The sequence below is a fragment of the Nocardioides sp. DN36 genome (assembly GCF_055380375.1).
The window spans coordinates 1,723,095-1,741,097 of sequence record NZ_AP043823.1 but is presented as its reverse complement, the minus strand read 5'-3'; the positions used below and the strand labels follow the sequence as shown (position 1 = coordinate 1,741,097).

17 protein-coding genes are annotated in these 18,003 nt (G+C 69.6%); 8 read left to right on the top strand and 9 right to left on the bottom strand.

Going from position 1 to position 18,003, the window contains the following annotated elements; translation table 11 throughout:
• Positions 1-8 precede the first annotated feature (8 nt).
• Positions 9-2,888 carry a DEAD/DEAH box helicase gene (locus ACZ43H_RS09325; protein ID WP_464589620.1) on the top strand — a complete coding sequence of 960 codons (2,880 nt, stop codon included), beginning with the start codon at positions 9-11 and terminating at the stop codon, positions 2,886-2,888.
• A 456-nt stretch (positions 2,889-3,344) separates the two neighbouring features.
• Positions 3,345-3,572: a hypothetical protein gene (locus tag ACZ43H_RS09320; RefSeq protein WP_464589618.1), complete on the top strand. Its 228-nt coding sequence runs from the start codon at positions 3,345-3,347 to the stop codon at positions 3,570-3,572.
• 274 nt (positions 3,573-3,846) lie between these two features.
• Here the strand turns inward: ACZ43H_RS09320 and ACZ43H_RS09315 are convergent, their stop codons facing one another.
• The 7 genes from ACZ43H_RS09315 to ACZ43H_RS09285 all read right to left on the bottom strand — a co-directional run bounded on the left by ACZ43H_RS09315 (position 3,847) and on the right by ACZ43H_RS09285 (position 9,311).
• A complete protein-coding gene (locus ACZ43H_RS09315; protein WP_464589616.1) occupies positions 3,847-4,392 on the bottom strand; it encodes a hypothetical protein in 546 nt (181 codons plus the stop codon).
• A complete protein-coding gene (locus ACZ43H_RS09310) occupies positions 4,389-4,634 on the bottom strand; it encodes a hypothetical protein (RefSeq protein ID WP_464589614.1) in 246 nt (81 codons plus the stop codon). Before ACZ43H_RS09310 ends, ACZ43H_RS09315 begins: the two co-directional genes overlap by 4 nt.
• 159 nt (positions 4,635-4,793) lie before the next feature.
• Entirely contained in the window at positions 4,794-5,654 is an 861-nt protein-coding gene (locus ACZ43H_RS09305; protein WP_464589612.1) for an ABC transporter permease, read from the bottom strand.
• Positions 5,651-6,622, bottom strand: coding sequence for an ABC transporter ATP-binding protein (locus ACZ43H_RS09300; RefSeq protein WP_464589611.1), 972 nt, complete (start codon positions 6,620-6,622; stop codon positions 5,651-5,653). Before ACZ43H_RS09300 ends, ACZ43H_RS09305 begins: the two co-directional genes overlap by 4 nt.
• Positions 6,623-6,679: 57 nt before the next feature.
• Positions 6,680-7,114 (bottom strand): hypothetical protein, encoded by a 435-nt coding sequence (locus ACZ43H_RS09295; RefSeq protein WP_464589609.1) that lies wholly within the window; start codon positions 7,112-7,114, stop codon positions 6,680-6,682.
• Positions 7,115-7,148: 34 nt separating this feature from the next.
• Positions 7,149-7,937: a COG4705 family protein gene (locus ACZ43H_RS09290; RefSeq protein WP_464589608.1), complete on the bottom strand. Its 789-nt coding sequence runs from the start codon at positions 7,935-7,937 to the stop codon at positions 7,149-7,151.
• A 57-nt stretch (positions 7,938-7,994) separates the two neighbouring features.
• Positions 7,995-9,311 (bottom strand): sensor histidine kinase, encoded by a 1,317-nt coding sequence (locus ACZ43H_RS09285; protein ID WP_464589606.1) that lies wholly within the window; start codon positions 9,309-9,311, stop codon positions 7,995-7,997.
• Between the two features lie 100 nt (positions 9,312-9,411).
• Between ACZ43H_RS09285 and ACZ43H_RS09280 the strand changes: the two genes are divergently transcribed.
• From ACZ43H_RS09280 to ACZ43H_RS09260, 5 genes are read left to right on the top strand one after another with little or no spacing between them, the layout of a single operon-like run.
• The gene (locus tag ACZ43H_RS09280; RefSeq protein ID WP_464589604.1) at positions 9,412-10,095 is read left to right on the top strand and encodes a hypothetical protein; all 684 of its coding nucleotides are present in this window, start codon (positions 9,412-9,414) and stop codon (positions 10,093-10,095) included.
• A gap of 4 nt (positions 10,096-10,099) precedes the next feature.
• On the top strand, positions 10,100-10,750 hold the full coding sequence (locus tag ACZ43H_RS09275; protein WP_464589602.1) for an ABC transporter ATP-binding protein: 651 nt from the start codon (positions 10,100-10,102) through the stop codon (positions 10,748-10,750).
• Positions 10,747-11,460 carry an ABC transporter ATP-binding protein gene (locus ACZ43H_RS09270; protein ID WP_464589600.1) on the top strand — a complete coding sequence of 238 codons (714 nt, stop codon included), beginning with the start codon at positions 10,747-10,749 and terminating at the stop codon, positions 11,458-11,460. The genes ACZ43H_RS09275 and ACZ43H_RS09270 overlap by 4 nt, the downstream gene beginning before the upstream one ends.
• Entirely contained in the window at positions 11,457-14,081 is a 2,625-nt protein-coding gene (locus ACZ43H_RS09265; protein WP_464589599.1) for an FtsX-like permease family protein, read from the top strand. Before ACZ43H_RS09270 ends, ACZ43H_RS09265 begins: the two co-directional genes overlap by 4 nt.
• Before the next feature lie 9 nt (positions 14,082-14,090).
• Positions 14,091-14,810, top strand: a complete 720-nt coding sequence (locus tag ACZ43H_RS09260; RefSeq protein ID WP_464589597.1) for a response regulator transcription factor — start codon at positions 14,091-14,093, stop codon at positions 14,808-14,810.
• A gap of 36 nt (positions 14,811-14,846) precedes the next feature.
• Here the strand turns inward: ACZ43H_RS09260 and ACZ43H_RS09255 are convergent, their stop codons facing one another.
• Positions 14,847-15,731 (bottom strand): ZIP family metal transporter, encoded by an 885-nt coding sequence (locus tag ACZ43H_RS09255; protein ID WP_464589595.1) that lies wholly within the window; start codon positions 15,729-15,731, stop codon positions 14,847-14,849.
• Between the two features lie 257 nt (positions 15,732-15,988).
• On the opposite strand from ACZ43H_RS09255, the gene ACZ43H_RS09250 reads away from it, so the two are divergent.
• Positions 15,989-16,645 (top strand): phosphatase PAP2 family protein, encoded by a 657-nt coding sequence (locus tag ACZ43H_RS09250; RefSeq protein ID WP_464589593.1) that lies wholly within the window; start codon positions 15,989-15,991, stop codon positions 16,643-16,645.
• Here ACZ43H_RS09250 and ACZ43H_RS09245 read toward each other — a convergent pair.
• A complete protein-coding gene (locus ACZ43H_RS09245) occupies positions 16,625-18,001 on the bottom strand; it encodes a sensor histidine kinase (RefSeq protein ID WP_464589591.1) in 1,377 nt (458 codons plus the stop codon). The two genes, ACZ43H_RS09250 and ACZ43H_RS09245, sit on opposite strands and share 21 nt — an antisense overlap.
• Positions 18,002-18,003: the final 2 nt, after the last annotated feature.

The window sequence follows — 18,003 nt, the reverse complement described above, 5'->3', positions numbered from 1 at the left end:
GAGCTCGCTTGAGCTCGAGAGTCAGTGCGAAGGGGGTCAAAATTCGGCCGACGCTCCGGGGTCAGTTTTCAGCCGTCGCTGACAACCTCGGGCAGATCTGGACCCGCCTTCTGCGCAAGGATGGATGGGCCGATCTGGAAGGAGTCGCTGTAACGGTCGCGCGGCTTCGGGAGGAGCAACGCGAGAACGAAGAGCTGTTGTTCCAGGGGCAGGCGAACGCGGAAGCCACTCAAGCCTCCGGATGGCGGCTGGTCGCGCTTTACCACTGGGCTCGACTTTCTGAACTGGTGGCCACCTATTTGATGCAGGGCGAGCCATTCAGTGTCGCGACCGAACTCGATTTCCACTTCGATCGCGCCGTCGCCGCAGCCCAGCAGTCAGGCGATCCAGAATTCGTCGTGGTTCTGCGATGGCAGCGAGCAATGGCGCACCGAATGGTCGGTGGGTCTCTGTGGTCGATCACGCGGATTGGTCCTGAAATCAGAGCGGTCGTTGCAGATGCAACCCGCCACCGCTCGATGTTCGAGATGCTACCCCCACAGCGAGTTGCCATTCAGGAGCAAGGTCTGCTCGACCCGGCAAGTGCGGCGGTGGTCGTGGACCTACCGACAAGTGCTGGAAAGACGATCCTGGCTGAATTCAAGATCGTTCAGGCGGTCAGTCAGTTCAAGCAGGATCAGGGATGGGTGGCGTACGTTGCGCCAACGCGAGCGCTCGTTGCTCAGATCACTCGACGGCTCCGCAAGGACCTCGGGTCGAGTGGAATTCGTGTTGAAGAGCTCACCGCGGCGGTCGAGATCGACGATGTCGAATCGGCGATGCTCAAGGAACCTGCGTTCGACGTGCTGGTGGCGACGCCTGAGAAGCTCAACCTCGCAATCAGGAGCGGCGCGATTGACCGAACTCTCGCTCTCCTCATTCTGGATGAGGCACACAACATTGAGGATCAGGATCGCGGCATCCGGATTGAACTACTGCTCGCGACCGTCAAGCGCGATTGCCCGCAGGCGAACTTCCTGCTGATGATGCCGTTCGTTCCGAACGCCGACGACTTGGCGCGATGGCTCGCGCCTCAAACCGGCAAGAGCATCAGCCTCGCGTCAACCCCATGGCAGCCAAATGACCGGATGATCGGCCTCATAAGTGCTGAAGCGCCGCCAAGTGGGCGTGGTCGCGCTTGGAGCCTGTCATACGAGTCGATGCTGACGACGGGAACCTCGTTGGCGCTCAGCGCCAAGTACACGGTGGGTGCGGGGCCGCAGCTCGACCGCACGTTTTCGAGTATCAAGAAGGATCTTGGTCGACTCGCTGGCGCGGCAGCCTTCACCTTCTCCGAACGCGGTACGGCGATCGTCGTGTGTCCCCAGATCGCCACGGTTTGGAAAGTCGCATCTGAACTCTCCGAGAAGCTTCCTGTCATCGAGGACGACGACATCGCGGTCGTGCAGCGATTCCTCGCGACGGAGGTAAGTGACGACTACGCGCTGATTGAGTTGTTGCGCCACCGCGTGGGTGTTCATCATGCGGGTCTCTCGGACGAGACTCGCACGTTAATGGAGTGGCTGGCTGAGCAGGGAAGACTCCGAGTATTGGTCGCAACGACCGGCCTGTCGCAGGGCTTGAACTTTCCCGTCTCGTCGATCTTCCTTGCGAGCCGGCATCTGCCGGGCGCAGGATTTACTCGTGAGATGACCCCGCGTGAGTTCTGGAATCTCGCAGGACGTGCCGGACGCGTTGATCAGGACAGCATCGGTGTCGTCGGACTGGCGTGCAAGCCAGGCGATCGTCCGGCTCTCGCTGAGTTCCTGGCCACGCAGGCAGGGGATCTGGTCTCGCGCCTCGTAGTCCTTCTCAACGAGCTGGAGGACGCCGGGCGGCTGCTTGATCTCGACCGTGCAATCCACAATGACCAGTGGGCTGACTTCCGAAACTACGTGGCGCATCTGTTCGCTCAGAAGAAGAACCTAGACGCGGTGCTCGCCGAGACAGAACTCTTGCTGCGAAACACGTTTGGATACTCGACGCTGGCTGAGGCCGCCCCTTCTCAGCGAGACAAGGGCGTACGGCTGCTTGAAGCCACCCGGCGCTATGCCGAGGAACTCTCCCAGCATGTCGAGACCGCGACGCTCGCGGACAGCACGGGCTTCACGCCTGAGGGAATCCGGTCCGCGATGGCTGGCATGCGACAGATGGGCACCGCGCTTAGCGCGGAGGATTGGCAGCCTGACAGCCTGTTCGGTGACCCATCGTCAAGTGCACTCCCTGATCTGATGAAAGTGATGCTTCAGCTTCCGCAGATTCGAGACAGCATTGAGGAGCTCGCTGGAGTGGGCGGAGGCTCGGGCGATCGCGGCGCCCGCATCGCCGCAGACTGGGTCGCAGGAGTGTCCGTCCGGGAGATCGCCGAGCGCTATTTCGGTGATGCCCCGGATCCCACTGCAGCACTCACAAGCGCGACGAGGGCGATCTATCGGAACCTCGCGACCGCAGGAACCTGGGGTCTGTCGGCTCTTTCGAAGCTCCCGACGAGTGGAATCGACTTCGACGCGATCGGCGAGGCGGAGCTGCGGAACATCAATCTGCTCGGCGCCATGCTCTATCACGGGGTGAACACCGAGGCGGGCGTGGTGATGCGAATGAGCTCGGTTCCACGGGTGGTAGCTACATCCCTCGGCGAGGCCTTCGTTGCCGACCGCCCCGCTGAGGAGATCCGCCCTGCCGTCGCACGTTCCTTCCTGTCATCGCTCCGGGATGATCAATGGGCCCAGCATCTCCCTCGGGATGCGAAGCTAAGCGGCCCCGACCTAAGTCGGTTGTGGCGAGTTCTCTCAGGTGCACCCGAGACGACCTCTGCTGCCGACGCTCCCGCTCGGACAGCCGCTGAGTGACCGACCATTCGCGTGCGTGGTGCGCCGCGACGATGGACCAAGGGGAATTGCCGACGCAACCCCCGCGCCGACCGTGCCCGCAGCGCACTGCCTGCAGTCGATTGTGACCTCGCGAGCCCGACTGTTCGATGGCGCGGTTTGGGCGCGCTTTGAATCGCGGAGGGTCGCAGAGCGGTACCGACGCATCGAGCGCCTGAGGCCGCAATTCCACAGGTCAGCGGTTAGTTTCCTCTCATGAACGCAGTTGTTGGCAAAGGATCTCGGTCACGCTCAATACCGTCGGCGTCTTCCCGATGACTTCCCATGTGGAGTGCGTTGCGCTTCTTGTGAAAAGCGACTCCGGCCTGCGCTGATGCGATTTGGCTCTCGGCCTTGAGACCCGAGAAGAGGCCTCAAGGCTCACCTTGGGCTCACTTTGAGTTCTCCGGCTCGGTTTGTGACGCGCGCTCGGGTCCGTTGGCGAGCGAAGAGTGCCTGTCCACGCTGGAGGAGGACCACGCACGCCAGCTCCCGGATCTCTTCATCGGGGGTGCGCTCGGGCGGCTGCAGCAGATGAGCGGTGAGGACGTGTGCCTGCCCCTACCGGCCAACCGCTGGAGTGCCGACGACCTGATCGTGTCGGGCTACTGTTTTGGCTACCCGACCGCCACCACGGCCGCGTGCATCACGGGCGACCACGGCTGATCCGTCGGGGGGTGGTGAACGCAGGCCTTGGCCGCGGGACGCCGGGTCGCGAGGACTTCCGCCCCTCTCCCGGCCGGGGGGTGTGCGCCCCCGCCGACACTGTGATCTGGTGCACCGGTTCTAGCCCGCCCTGCGCGACCTGACCGACCTCTACCGGTACGGCGAGGCCGGCCGGGTTGAAGTCGGCGGCGCCTCCGGCCATGACAATATCGCCGAGCCCCGCGACCCCGGCGTGCTGGTCTGGGATCCGGACGCCACGTTGGTCACGGAACCGTCATACCCAGAGGTCGTCGGACTCGAAGACACCGAGCTTGCCTGTCTCGGATCGCCAAGTGATCCGAGCCCGAACGTCGACGCCGGGGACGCTGACAGTACTGGACTGCTCCCATCGCTCCTGTGCGGCTCGGGCCTCGGCTGCGAGCCTGATGCCGATGCGGTCGTGCGGCTGAATGGAGGAGAGTGGGCCTACCTTGCGACGGTGGGTGCCATCGTCGATGTCCACGACGAGTCGGACGTCGTGCGCGGCGTCGGCGCCAATGTTCTGGAAGGACACGGTCTCGCCGTCCCCGACTTCGCGGTGTTCCCAGACGACGTCTGCTCGGTCGGCGGCTTGGCGCTCGAGGCGGTCGGCACGTTCCTCGGCAGTGCGGGGCAGGTCGAGAGCCTGAGCCGCGAGCTGGTTCGCCTCGCCGGCGAGGCGATTGGACTCAGCAGCGCGCTTGTCCGCCTTCCGTGCTTGCCGGGCCGCGGCGCCCGCTGTGAGGGCGGTAGGAACGAGGATGATCCAACTGGCGAGTGCGGCCCATGCTGTGGGGCTCACGAACTGGCTCCGGGGAGCTGGCCCGTGATCATGGCGCTGGCCACGGTGAGGCCGACGGTGGCGCTGCTACGGAGCCAGGCGGCGGTCCTCTGGGCGTTGGTGCGAGTGCCGGAGTCGTCGGTGTTCTGGGCGATCTTGTCGAGCGCCGCGAGCATGCGGTCGAGCGCGGTCTCTGGTGTGGGCCACGCGCCGACGGCGTACAGGGCTGTTTGGGTGACGTCGAGGGCCACGTCGAGGGGCACGTCGCCGTTCCGGCGGGGGACGGACTTGGAGATGACGTGGCCGCCGCGCTTCAGGTGGGCGAGTGCGCGAAGGGCGTCCGAGTCGCTGAGGGAGAGCGCTTGGGCGATGTTGGCCCGGCCAGGCCCACCCGAGCGACGGTGTTGCCGGCCGTACCTGGCTCAGACCAGCACGTCGCGTCGGCGGAACCACCAGGCGCTCAGGAGCAGCGGGGGGACGCCGTAGACCACGCTGACGAGCAGGGCGTGCCAGATGGGTGCGGTGTCGACCGCCGTGCCGAGCGTCGTCTGCCAGGCCGTGAACTGGTCGGTGAGCAGCCAACGGGTGACGCTGACCGGGATGCTCGGCAGGAAGCCGATGATCTGGTTGGCGAAGCTGAAGACCAGCATGCCGACGATCGCGGCGCCGCTGTTGCGCGTGACGGTCGAGAGGAGGAAGCCCCAGGCGCTGACGGCGAGGAGTGGCATCGCGTAGATCCCGACCGCGAGCGCGATCCGTCCGAGCATCGTGCTCACGGCGATCTGGTGGGCACCGAGGGTGAACCCGGTGGGTCCCAGGGGGACCCCGCCCAGCGGCACGGGGTGCGCGCCGCCGGCGACGATGCCGATGAGCGTGCCGCTGATGGCGAAGAGCAGCAGGAGCGAGACGACGTACGTCGCCGTGGCCCCGGCCTTGGCTCCGAGCAGCCGCAGTCGCGAGGTGGAGCGGGTGAGGACGGTCTTGAGGGTCTGGTTGACGTCCTCGGCGGCCACGATGTCGCCGGCCACGAGCGCGGCGAGCAGCGGGAGCAGCACCAGTGACGAGAAGAGCAGCGAGATCAGGGGGAGCACCAGGCCGGAGGAATTGTAGGCCAGGGCGATGTAGACGTCGGGGTCGATCGCGTCCCCGGGGGAGGGCGGCGACGCCGGGTTGACGGCGAGGCCGATGGCGAAGGCAAGGGGGATCAGCACCGCGACCACGAGGCCGATGAGCGTGCGGCGCTGGGCGACCAGCTTCCTCAGCTCCCAGCGGTAGGTGCTCACGCGGCGTCCGTCGCCGCGTCGGCCGGGGTCTCGGTGAGGTCGAAGAAGAGCTGCTCGAGGGACGGGGCGCCCGGGAGCATCGCCAGGATGCCGATGCCCTCCTGGCCAAGGCGGACCGTGAGCCGCGCGGCGTCCGCGGGCTCCGCGCGGACCAGCAGGCTCCCTGTGTCGTCGGCGCGCAGGTCGACGCCCGCGAGATCGGAGCAGGTCGCCAGCGCTCGGCGTACGTCGGTCACGGTCAACCGGTAGTCGGCACCCCCGTGTCCCGAGCGAAGCTCCTCGATCGTGCCCGCGAACCGGATCCTGCCCGTGGCGATGATGGCGAGCTCGGTGCACAGCTGCTCGACCTCGCCCATCAGGTGCGAGGACAGGAGGACGGTGAGTCCGTCGTCGGCAAGCTCGCCGATCAACCGGCGCATGTCGCGCATGCCGCCGGGGTCGAGCCCGTTGGTCGGCTCGTCGAGCAGCAACAGCTTCGGTTCGCGGAGCAGGGCCGCGGCCAGTCCCAGGCGCTGGCGCATCCCCTGGGAGTAGCCCCCCACCTTGTCGTCCCCGCGGCCGTCGAGCTCGACGGTGCCGAGGACGTCCTCCACGCGGTCGTGGTGGCGGCCGCCGTCGAGGTCGGCCAGCAGGTGGAGGTTCCGGCGTCCGGAGAGGTAGGGGTAGAACGAGGGCGACTCGACGAAGCCTGCGACCCCGTCGAGGGCGTGGACGCCCTCGACCGACGGGTCGTGGCCGAAGAGCTCGGCAGCGCCGGAGGTGGGCCGGATCAGGCCCAGCATGATCCGCAGCGAGGTGGTCTTGCCGGCGCCGTTCGGGCCGAGGTAGCCGTAGACGGCGCCGGTCGGGACGGAGAGGTCGATCCCGTCGACGGCCACGACGCGGCCGAACTCCTTGCGTAGCTCACGCAGCCTGATGGCGGGAGAGCCCGCGTCCTGGGCAGCGGCCAGGGCCACGCGTGTGTCCACGCTGCCAGTGTGCAAGGGATCACCTGACCGCAACCTGAACGACGGCCGTCTGCAGGCTCAGTGGCTGGTCTCCTGGGGAACGGTGGTGACCGGCAGCCCGAGGTGCTTCAGTCGGTGAGGGAGGTCCTGGTGCGTCCACGCGGCCAGGTGATGTGTCGGGACCGACAGGATGATCTCGTCGATGGGCTCGTTGTTGATCGTCTCCTCTATGGCGTCCATCGGGTCGTGACGCACCGACACGGACCCGATCACGCGGCCGCCGGCGGCGCTCTCCAGGAGGGGCAAGGCTCGGTGCAGGGCCTCCTCCGCCGAGCGGGCGAGGTCGTGACGCTCCGGGTGGAGGAGATGAAGCTCCGCATGAGCCGGGTTCAGCACGACCACCCTGAACTGTGCGGGTCCCTCGAAAGCTCGACGCTCCACGGCGTCGAGGAGGGCGGTGGTGGGGTCGGCCCGGTCGGTGACGACCAGGATCCGGGCGATGACGTCCGACATGACGATCTCCTTGGGCTGGGTGATGACAGGTTTGTCAGAGCCGTTCGGCTTCGACCAGTTCGGTGCGGTCCTTGCGGGTGATCGTCAGGTAGACCACCACCGCGAGGATGGTGCCGAGGAACAACACGCTTGTCCCGAGGGTGCCCAGCCCCAGGCCGCCGTCGGCCTTCGGGGACGCAAGGAAGTCGCCGATGTTGGCGCCGAGCGGACGGGTGAGGATGTAGGCCAACCAGAAGCAGAGCACCGGGCCTGCTCCGAGTCGCCACGCGACCAGGACGGCGACGATGAGTCCCAGGGGGAGCAGCACCGAGACCCCGGCAGACCAACCGGTGAGCTCCAGCGTCCAGTCACCGACCGCCGTACCCAACGCGAAGGTCACCAGCACCGTCAGCCAGTACCAGCTCTCACGGGGAGTGGTCACGATGGTGTGGATCGACAGGGTTCGCTCCCGGGCGTACCAGATGCAGAAGACCGCTGCGAGCAGCACCGCGAAGACCGTCGAGCTGAGCCAGAGCGGCACGCCCCGACCGTCGGTGAGGTTGTCCGTGAGCAGGGTGCCGACCACGCTGATCAGGACGACGGCCAGCCAGTAGACCCCAGGCACGTAGCGGTCCAGTCGGAACTGCGCGACCAGGACCACGATGAGCGCGGCCGAGAACACCAAAGTGGTGTTGGTGAGGCCGAACCCTAGGGTCTCGTTGATGTAGTCGGCGAAGCTCTCCCCGACCGTCGTGCACAGGATCTTGATCACCCAGAAGTAGACCGTGATCTCGGGGACCTTGTTCAGCATCTGGCGACGCAGGGTCGTTTGGTATGTCGTCATCGCGACAGGATGTGGGCGAGCACCTGACCGCCACCTGAACGCGTGAGTCGACGACGATCAGCTCGTCCCCTCATGGTGCGTCGGCCGCGCCGCCGAGAGTCCTGGGGACTCCCGGCGTTCCGCGGGCAGCAGGAGCGTGACCCTCGTGCCGCTCGGCTCGAGTGCCAGGAGCAGCCGTCCGCCCTGTGAGGCAGCGAGCTCCCTGGCCATCGACAGGCCGAGCCGGCCCGGTGAGGACGTGTCCTCCGCCGGCCAGGTGAACGGCTCGGTACCCCGGTCCGCCACGTCGATGGCGACGGCGTCGCCACTCTCGCGCGCGGTCAGGGTGACGGTCCCCCGGCCGTGGCGGTAGGCGTTGTCGATGAGCACCTGGAGCACCTGACGGACGGCCACCCCGGAGGCCGCGGCCACGGGCGGATCCTCGATGACCAGCCGCAGCGGGCGGTCGACCGTGGCGAAGATCCCCTGCCACTGGGACACGCACTCGGTGAGGAGCCGGCTGACATCGAGGTCCGAGGACTCGCTGGGCGGCTCTCGCGTCAGCGCGAGGACGTCATCGATGGTCTGGGACAAGTGGTCGGCCGTGACCAGGGCCTCCCGGACGGCGGGGGCGAGTGCGGTGCCGCCAGCCGTCAGCCCGGCCTCGAGCTCGAGGCGCAGCCGGGTCAGGGGGGTGCGCAGCTGGTGCGAGGCATGGGCCGCGAAGGCGCGCTCGCGAGCGATCTGCTCGGACAGCCGCCCCGCGGTGGCGGCGAGGGCGTCTGCGGTCTGGTCGATCTCGGACACGCCGCTCATCGGCGGACGGACGGAGAAGTCGCCGGCACCCAGGTCCGTGGCCGCTGCAGCGAGTGCGCGCATGGGCACGGAGAGCCGCCGCGACTGCCAGAAGGCGAACGCGCCGGCACCGAGCAACGCCACCAAGGCGAGACCAGCGAGAGCGAGCAGATCCTTGACGACGGTGGCGCGGACCTCAGAGCGTGGGGAGGAGGTCCGGACGATGCCGATCACCTTCTCGTCCACGCTGACCGGGACCGCCTCGATGAGGTCGCGGTCGGTGCCGGCGTCTGCCACGGCACCGTGCGCTGCGACAGCAGCGTCGGCCTCGAGGCGGGAAGGTCCGGTGCCGACGACCCGCGCCCCGTCGACGGCGTAGAGCCCGGTGTCGATGCCGGCCGGTGGCCCTGGGAGCTCGACGGGATCTCCGTCCCGGAACGACGGCGACACCGTCACGGCGGCCTGCAGCGCCGCGCGTTCGAGCTCACCCCGCTCGTCGGTGACCGCGTTCCTCTCGATCGCCACGGCCAGCGGTACGCCGAGCAGTGCCACGGCGAGGACGACGGCCGACAGGGCTACGGTCAGGATCCGGCGGCGCACGTCCCCAGCCTCTCACCGAGACCCTGCGCGTCCCGGGTTCTTGCCGAACGCTGACCCGGCGCTGGCCCGGCGCTGTCCCACCGGTTCCTACGTTGGTGCCATGCGATCCACCCCCACCACCAGGGCCGGCGCCGTCGCGCTCGCCGCCCTCACCGTCCTCGCGGCCGGGTGCAGCTCGGGCACGTCCTCCACGAGCACCGCGACACCGCAGGCGGGTCCGTCCTCGTCGGCGGCCTCACCCTCCGGTGCCCCGTCTCCGAAGGCGTCCCGGTCGACGCCGTCCCCGACGCCGTCGGCTCCGCACGACACGGAGTTCAACCCGCCGGGAGACATCCCAGACAACGCGGTCTTCGTGGACCACACCGCACCGGGTTCCCGGGTGCACTTCACCGTGCCCGAGGGGTGGGCCGAGTCCGCCTCCGGTGGCGTGACGACCTTCACCGACAAGTACAACAGCGTGAGCATCGAGGTGCGGAAGCGGGCGAGCGCGCCGACGGTGGCCAGCGCGAGGAAGCACGACCTCCCGGAGCTGGCGAAAACGGTCCCGAACTACGCGCCGGGCGACGTCACCATGGTCACCCGCGCCCACGGCTCGGCCGTCCACATCACCTACCTGCTCGACTCGGCACCGAACCCGGTGACCGACAAGGTGGTGCGCGACGTGGCCGAACGCTTCGAGTTCTGGCACGCGGGCGAGGAGGCGATCCTGACCCTCACCGGCCCCGAGCACGCCGACAACGTGGATCCCTGGCTGACCGTCAGTGACTCGCTGCAGTGGAAGTGAACCGATGAGTCTGCGCGCCGACAACCTCTACCGCTTCTACCGCGCCGGTGACGACGAGACCCTCGCCGTCCAGGGGATCTCCCTCGAGATCCAGCCGGGTGAGGTCGTCGCCCTCTCGGGCCCCTCGGGATCCGGCAAGTCGACCCTGCTCGCTTGCCTGGCGGGCACCGACGAACCGTCAGGCGGGACGGTCTGGGTCGAGGGCAGCCGGATGAGCGGGCGCTCCGAGGCCACCCGTGCCGCGCTGCGCGGGCGCCACATCGGCACCATGGCGCAATCGGGCAACCTGCTGGCCCACCTGTCGCTGATCGGCAACCTGCGGCTCGCTCGGTGCATCGGCGGCGGCACGGCGAGCATCAAGGAGCTGTTGAGCGACCTCGGCATCGCCGACCGCGCGAGGGCGTGGCCCCACGAGCTGTCGGGCGGCGAGCTGGCCCGCGCCTCCCTGGCCGTCGCGCTGGTCAACGCCCCTGCAGTCCTGCTCGCCGACGAGCCGACCGGTGAGCTGGACGAGGCCACCGAGGCGCGGCTCCTGGCCCTGGTGCGGACCCGCGCCGACGCTGGGTGCGCCGTCCTGATCGCCAGCCACAGCCCCGCCGTGCGCCGCGCCGCCGACCGCGTGCTCCTCCTCGACGACGGGCGCCTCAGCGCATGACCACCTCACCCACCTCGCAGACGCGACCCGCGGAGGCCGACGACGGGACCGGTGAGGTCCTGGTCGTCTGCAAGGGCGCCAGCCGCACCTTCGGCACGGGGAACCTGGCCGTGGTGGCGGTGCACGCGGTGTCGTGCACGATCTCCTCGACGAGCCGGATCGCCCTGGTCGGACCCTCGGGCTCGGGCAAGTCAACGCTCCTGCAGCTGATGGCCGGCCTCGATGCCCCCACCTCCGGAACCATCAGCTGGCCCGCCTGGCCGAGGGGACCGTTCCAGGACCCCGCGCGCGCCGGTGTGATCTTCCAGGGTCCCAGCCTGATCCCGGGGCTCACCGCCGCGGAGAACGTCGCCTTCCCGCTACTGCTGCAGGGGATCGGCGACGGCGAGGCGATGTCGCGTGCGCAGGCATCCCTCGACCTGCTCGGCATCGGCTCGCTGGGGGACAAGCTCCCCGACGAGCTCTCCGGCGGACAGGCCCAGCGGGTCGCCGTCGCCCGCGTCGTGACCAGCGGCCCCCGGTTGATCTTCGCCGACGAGCCGACCGGCCAGCTCGACCGCGCCTCGGGGGACCGCGTGGTCGACGTCCTGCTCGAGGCCTCCGACCACCTCGGTGCCGGGCTGGTCGTGTCCACCCACGACGCCGCCGTGGCGGCGCGCCTCGGCGAGCACTGGCGGATGCGTGACGGCGAGCTGGCGGTGCCGGCATGATCCGGATCTGGCTGCTCGGCCTGCTCCGCCGCAGCCCCGCCCGGTTGCTGGCCGCGGCCGGCGGGATCGCGATCGCGGTCGCTCTCGTCGCCGGACTCGGCAGCTTCCTCGTGACGTCCCAGGCCACGATGACCCACCGCGCGGCCGCCCAGGTCGCCGTCGATTGGCAGGTCCAGGTCGCCGCTCACCGTGACCCCAGCGCCGTGCTCAAGGCCGTCACCGCGACCCCCGGCACCCTGACGGCGCTCCCCGTCGGCTTCGCCGACTCGCCGGGGCTGCGCGCCACGGCCGGCGGCACCACCCAGGACACCGGCGCCGCGAAGGTGCTCGGCCTCCCACCCGGGTACGCCGACACCTTCCCGCTCGCGATCAGGCTCCTGACCGGCAGCCTGGACGGACCACTCGTAGCCCAGCAGACCGCCGCCAACCTGCACGTGGCTCCCGGCGACCGCCTGGTCGTCAAGCGGGCCGGCGGCACGTCGTACGCAGTGCGCGTCGCGGGGGTCGTCGAGCTCCCGCAGGCCGACTCCCTCTTCCAGCGGGTCGGGGCACCGAGCCAGTCGCAGCCCGTGGCACCCCCGGACAACGTCGTCCTGCTGCCGGCCCCCCAGTTCGCCCACCAGTACGCCGCGCTGGCGCAGCACCGTCCCGATCTCGTGTCCACCCAGATCCATGCCGCGCGTGACCACGGCGCGCTGGCCTCGGACCCCTCGACGGCTTTCACGGCGGAGACCGGCGCGGCGAACAACCTGGCGGTCCGGACCAGCGGGGCCGCCGTCGTCGGCAACAACCTGGGCGCCTCGCTGGATGCCGCCCGCGAGGACGCCAGCTACTCGCGGGTCCTCTTCCTGTTCCTCGGCGCCCCGGGTGCGCTGCTGGCCGGCGCGCTCACGGCTGCGATCGCCCAGGCCGGCGCCGACCGTCGGCGCAAGGAACAGGCTCTCCTGCGGGCCCGGGGGAGCACTCCCTCGCAGCTCCTGCGGCTCGTCCTGGTCGAGGCGTCGGTGGTCGGCGTCCTCGGTGCCCTGCTCGGTCTGGGGATCGCGGCGACCATCGGGGCGGCGACCTCGTGGCCCTGGGACCTGGCCGCCGCCATCACTGGTCTGCTCATCGCGGGTCTGGTCCTCGCCGTACCAGCGGCTCGGGACCTCAGGTCGCTCTCCGCGGGCGAGGGTGCCCGAGAGCGCCAGCGCACCGGGCCCCTCTGGTTGCGCTTCGGACTGGACCTGGCGCTGATCGCCCTGGGGCTGGCCGTCTTTTGGGCCGCCGGCCGGAACAAGTACACCCTCGTCCTGGCCCCCGAGGGCGTCCCCACGATCTCCGTCAGCTACTGGGCCTTTCTCGCCCCGGCACTGGCATGGCTGGGTGGGGCCTTGCTCTGCTGGCGGATCGCGGACACGCTCCTGGTCCGGGGTCGCGCGCTGGTCGCCCTGGCCGCCGCCCCGTTCCTCGGCCCGTTGGCTCGTGCCGTCAGTGGGATGCTGATGCGTCAGCGTCGGCTTGTGGCCCGCTCCGCGGTCCTGGTCGCGCTCGCCCTGGCCTTCGCGATCTCCACGGCGACCTTCAACGCGACGTACCAGCAGCAGGCCGAGGTCGACGCCCAGCTCACGAACGGCGCCGACGTCACGGTGACCGAGTCCCCCGGCGCCGCGGCACGACCCGCCGACGCCGCCGCGATCTCCTCGGTCCGGGGCGTCCGGGCCGTCGAGCCGCTGCAGCACCGGTTCGCCTATGTCGGCAACGACCTCCAGGACCTCTACGGGATCAACCCGGCCACCATCACGCGGGCCACGACGTTGCAGGACGCGTACTTCCAGGGCGCCACGGCCGCCGAGTCCTTGGCCCGGCTGGCCGCCCGCCCCGACGCCGTCCTGGTGAGCGCCGAGACCGTCAACGACTTCCAGCTCAACCCCGGGGACCTGATCCGGCTCCGTCTTCAGGACGCGAGCACCCACACCTACCAGTCGGTCGCCTTCCACTACGTCGGGATCATCAACGAGTTCCCCACGGCGCCGAAGGACAGCTTCCTGGTCGCCAATGCGGACTACGTGGCCCAGCAGACCGGCAGCGACGCCGTCGGGACGTTCCTCGTCGACACCGGAGGGCAGGACGTCTCCGGGGTCGCGGCGCGGGTTCGTGCGGCGGTCGGCACGACCGGGAGCGTCGGCACCATCGACGATGCGCGAGGACTCGTCGGGTCCAGCCTGACTTCCGTCGACCTGGGGAACCTCACGCGTCTCGAGCTGGCCTTCGCCCTGGTCATCGCCGCTGCCGCGGGCGGACTCGTGATCGGGCTGGGGCTCGCCGAGCGTCGTCAGGCCATCGCGGTCGCGACCTCCATCGGCGCCACCCGACGGCAGGTCCGCCGATTCGGGTCGGCCGAGCCGGCCTTCGTGCTGGTCGTCGGGACCGTCTGCGGGATCGGCTCCGGGTGGGGCCTGTCGTACCTGCTGGTGAAGGTCCTCACCGGGGTCTTCGACCCACCACCCACAGCGTTGACCTTCCCCTGGCTCTACCTCTCTGCGCTCGTCATCTGCACCGTGGGTGCCGTCAGTGCCGTGTCAGTGGCGGTCATCGAACGCGCGCGGCGCCGGGCACGCCTCCTGCTCCGGGCGATCTAGGCTCAGGGCATGGCCGAGCTGCTGGTGGTGGAGGACGAGGAGAAGATCGGCCAGCTCCTCGTCTCCGCCCTGAGCGCCAACGGATACGACATGTCCTGGACCCGGTCCGGCGGCGGGGCCGTCGAGGCCGCCCGCCGCGGCTCGTTCGACCTGGTGCTCCTCGACCTCGGCCTGCCCGACCTGGACGGCATCGAGGTCTGCCGGCTCATCAAGCTGCACCAGCCCCAGACCCTCGTCGTGGTGCTCACCGCACGACGAGACGAGATGGATGTCATCGAGGGGCTCGAGTCAGGCGCCGACGACTACCTCACCAAACCCTTCCGGATGACGGAGCTGCTCGCCCGGGTGCGCGCGCACCTGCGCCGCGCCGCCGTGGGAGAGTTCGGCTCGCAGAGCTTCACGATCGGCGAGCTCACCGTGGACACCGCGGCCCGACGCTGCCTGATCCGTGGCCGCGAGGTGGCCCTGCGTCCCAAAGAGTTCGACCTGCTCGCGCGTCTTGCTTCCGACGCCGGCCGAGCCGTCACGCGCGAGGCGCTGATGGACGACGTCTGGGACCGCAACTGGTTCGGCTCCACGAAGACGCTCGACGTGCACGTCGCGGCGCTCCGTCACCGCCTGTCGGAGGCGGCCAGTGTGTTCGAGCCACCCGCCGGCGTCCCGGTCATCACGACCTTGCGAGGCCACGGCTACCGGCTGGAATCCACCGAGGGCGGCCACGCGACGTGATCGGCGTCCGGCTGCGGCCCACCGAGGAGACGCGGCCTACACGCCGGCGGCGGTCACGATCGCATCGGTGAGGAAACCGCCGACCAGACCGACGAGCAGCCCACAGGCGAGCAGGTCACTGCGCCGGGCCCGCGACGCGACACCGATCAGCTGGGTGATGACGTAGAGCAACGAACCTGCGGCCAGGGTCAGGAACACGACGCTCAGGGGCTCGCTGGTCACCGAGTGACCGATCAGCGTGCCCACGAACGTCGGTGCGCCGCCGATCGCGCCCAGCGTCAGCAGGAACCCCCAGCTCGGGAGCCGTGGCCGGCCGTCCCCGTCGACGTCGGCGGCCAGGGGCGCCACGATGCCGAAACCCTCGGTGGCGTTGTGCAATCCGAACCCGATCACCAGCATCAGGGCCAGGGCGATCTGGTCGCTCGCAGCGGACTGACCGATCGCCAGCCCCTCGGCGAAGTTGTGCAACCCGATGCCGACGGCGATGAGCAACGACAACCGCCGGGCAGCCGACCAGGAGGCCAGACCCCGCGGGGCATCGACCTCGCCCACCGTCATCGCGCCCGGTCCGTGCGGACGGGTGCTCCCCGCGGGGATCGCCGGGGTCCGCGCACCCATCCAGCGCTCGTAGAACACCAACGAGAGCAACCCGACACTGAGACCGGTGACCGCGAGAAGCCCGTAGCCGACCGCGGTGCCGAGGCCGCCGTTGCCCTCGTGGACGGACACCAGGGCGGTGTCGATCGGCTCCCAGGCCGCGGACAGCACGTCCCATACCAGGAACAGCAGTACCCCGACCGCCGCGGCATTGAGGAAGTGCCGGAGCGAGGGCGCCGGTGTGCGCAGCCTTCCGACGGGAAGGCCGAGCAGGATGGTGAACCCAGCGAGGAAGCCGAGCAACATGGTGGAGGGGAGGCCCACGGGTCGTTCCGTTCGAGAGGGTCCGGGCGGTCGGTCACCTTCAGATTAGGCATACCTAACCAACGGCGCAACGGCGCTGGCGGCGCAGTCAGGTTGGTGGCAGGTGCCGAGGCCGAGCCTGACGGAGTTGGTACTCGGTTCGGCCACTGGGTACTGACCAGACATGAGCCCCTGGCGGAACGGAGTATCTCGTGGTGCGTAGCTCCCGGCGACGGTCTGGGCTGTTCGCCGTCGCGGCCGCCGGCTGCTTCCTGACGGTGGCAGTAATCGCTGTCCTGGTCCACGCAGGCTGGACCTCCCTCGACGACGTCGACCGCGACTTCGGCACACCAGCCGAGGTGTGGTCGCTGCACCACGCAGGGGCCGTGACCATCCTGCTGGCCATCGAGATCATGTTCGGCACGATCGGGACGGTCCTCTACACGCTCCTGCTGCTGGGCGTGCTGTGGCGTGCCGGCCACCACAGGGCCATCGTCTGGACAGTCGTCGTGATGGTCGGGACGTCGGCCACGACCACCTGCATGAAGCTCCTGTTCCGCCGACAACGACCCCAGTGGGACGACTCCGTCCACACCCTGACCAGCTACTCGTTCCCATCGGGACATGCCTCGGGCATCGCCTCTGGCATGGGTGTGGTGGTCGTCCTGACGGCGTTGTACGTCCACCGGAACGCCGTGCGTCGCAGCGTGTTCACCGCGAGCGCCGCACTCGTCGTAGTGGTGGGTGCGGACCGGATCCTGCTCGGTGTGCACAACCTCTCCGACGTCCTTGCCGGCTATGCCGTCGCCGGGTGCTGGGTCTTCACGATGCTGATCGCCTACCCGCCTGAGCTGTCTCCCGCCACGCGTCGCGAGCCGCCGTCGGGCAGCCCGAGTCGCTCGATCGCCGAGGCGTCACGGTCCCACCACGGGTAGGAGCAGGAGGAACTCGGCACCGGCCGTGGGGTCTCCCAGCTCGAGCCGGCCGCCGTTGCGCTCGGCGAGGGTGCGCGCGATCGCCAGGCCGAGCCCGCTGCCGCCCGTGCGGCGCGAGCGGGCCGCATCGCCGCGGTAGAAGCGGTCGACGATCCGGTCCCGGTCCTGCTGCGGCACGCCGGGTCCGTCGTCGTGCACCGAGAGAAACGCCGCTTCGTGGTCGCACCACGCGCGGAGGACGACCGACCCGGCCGCGTGGGCGACGGCGTTGTCGAGCAGGTTGCGCACGATCCGGCGCACGTCGTCACGAGATGCGCTGGCTGGTGAGGCCGAGACCCCCGTGGTCTCGATGCGGACCGTCGAGCCGACGCGAGCGCGGGCGGCCTCCTCGAGGACGAGGTCGTCCAGGTCGACCGGGGTGGCCGAAGGAGGCACGGACGTGCTCTGGGCATCGACGGCGGCGAGGAACAACAAGTCCCTGACCAGCCGCTCCATCTCGGCGGTGGAGTCGATCAGGTCCCGCGCCAGGTCGGCGGCGCTCGCGCTCCCGTGCGCCGTCGCAAGCGCGACCTCCAGCTGCGCCCGTTGGGACGCCAGGGGGCTCTGCAGATCGTGCGAGACGTCGGCCACGAAGGACTGCTGCCTGACCTGTGCGGCTTCGAGGCGGCCGAGCATCGTGTTCATCGTCCGGGCCAGGCGGCCGACCTCGTCGTCGACGGTGCCGGCGGGGACGCGCCTGTCCAGCCGGTCCTCCGTGATGGCATCGACCTCGGTCCTGAGCCGGTCCACCCGGCGCAGGGCGCCACCCAGCACCAGCCAGGTGCCCAGCGCCAGGAGCAGCAGGACGGCCGGAGCCCCCAGGAGCAGCGCCGTGCGCAGGGCATGGCTGGCCTCCTGCACCGACTCCAGGCTGGAGCCCACGTAGACCGTGACCGGTCCGTCCACGGACGGGCCGCTGGCGGCCCAGAGCCGGTAGGTCTCGGTCTCGGCGTCGTCGGGTGCCCGGACGGTGCGGACCTCGGGTGCGCCGCCCGGTGCCGGTGCCAGCGTGGCGATGCGCGGGCGGCCGGCAACGTTGTGCGAGGCCGCGAGCACCCGCCCGTTGGCGTCCACGACCTGGGCGACGCCGTTGTCGTCGAGGGTGGTCAAGGTCGCCGGCAGGTCGCCGGAGGCGGCCAGCTCGAGGAGGTCCTGGACCCGCGAGCGGGCGAGTGCATCGGCGCCCGAGGTCAGGTGCGACTGCAGGGTCAGCATCAGGACCACGGAGGCCACCAGCAGGGTGACCCCGGTCAGGACGGTCGCGAGGAGCGTCGCGCGGGTGCGCAGGGTCAGGTGGTGCAGGCGTGGGGGCCGCATCC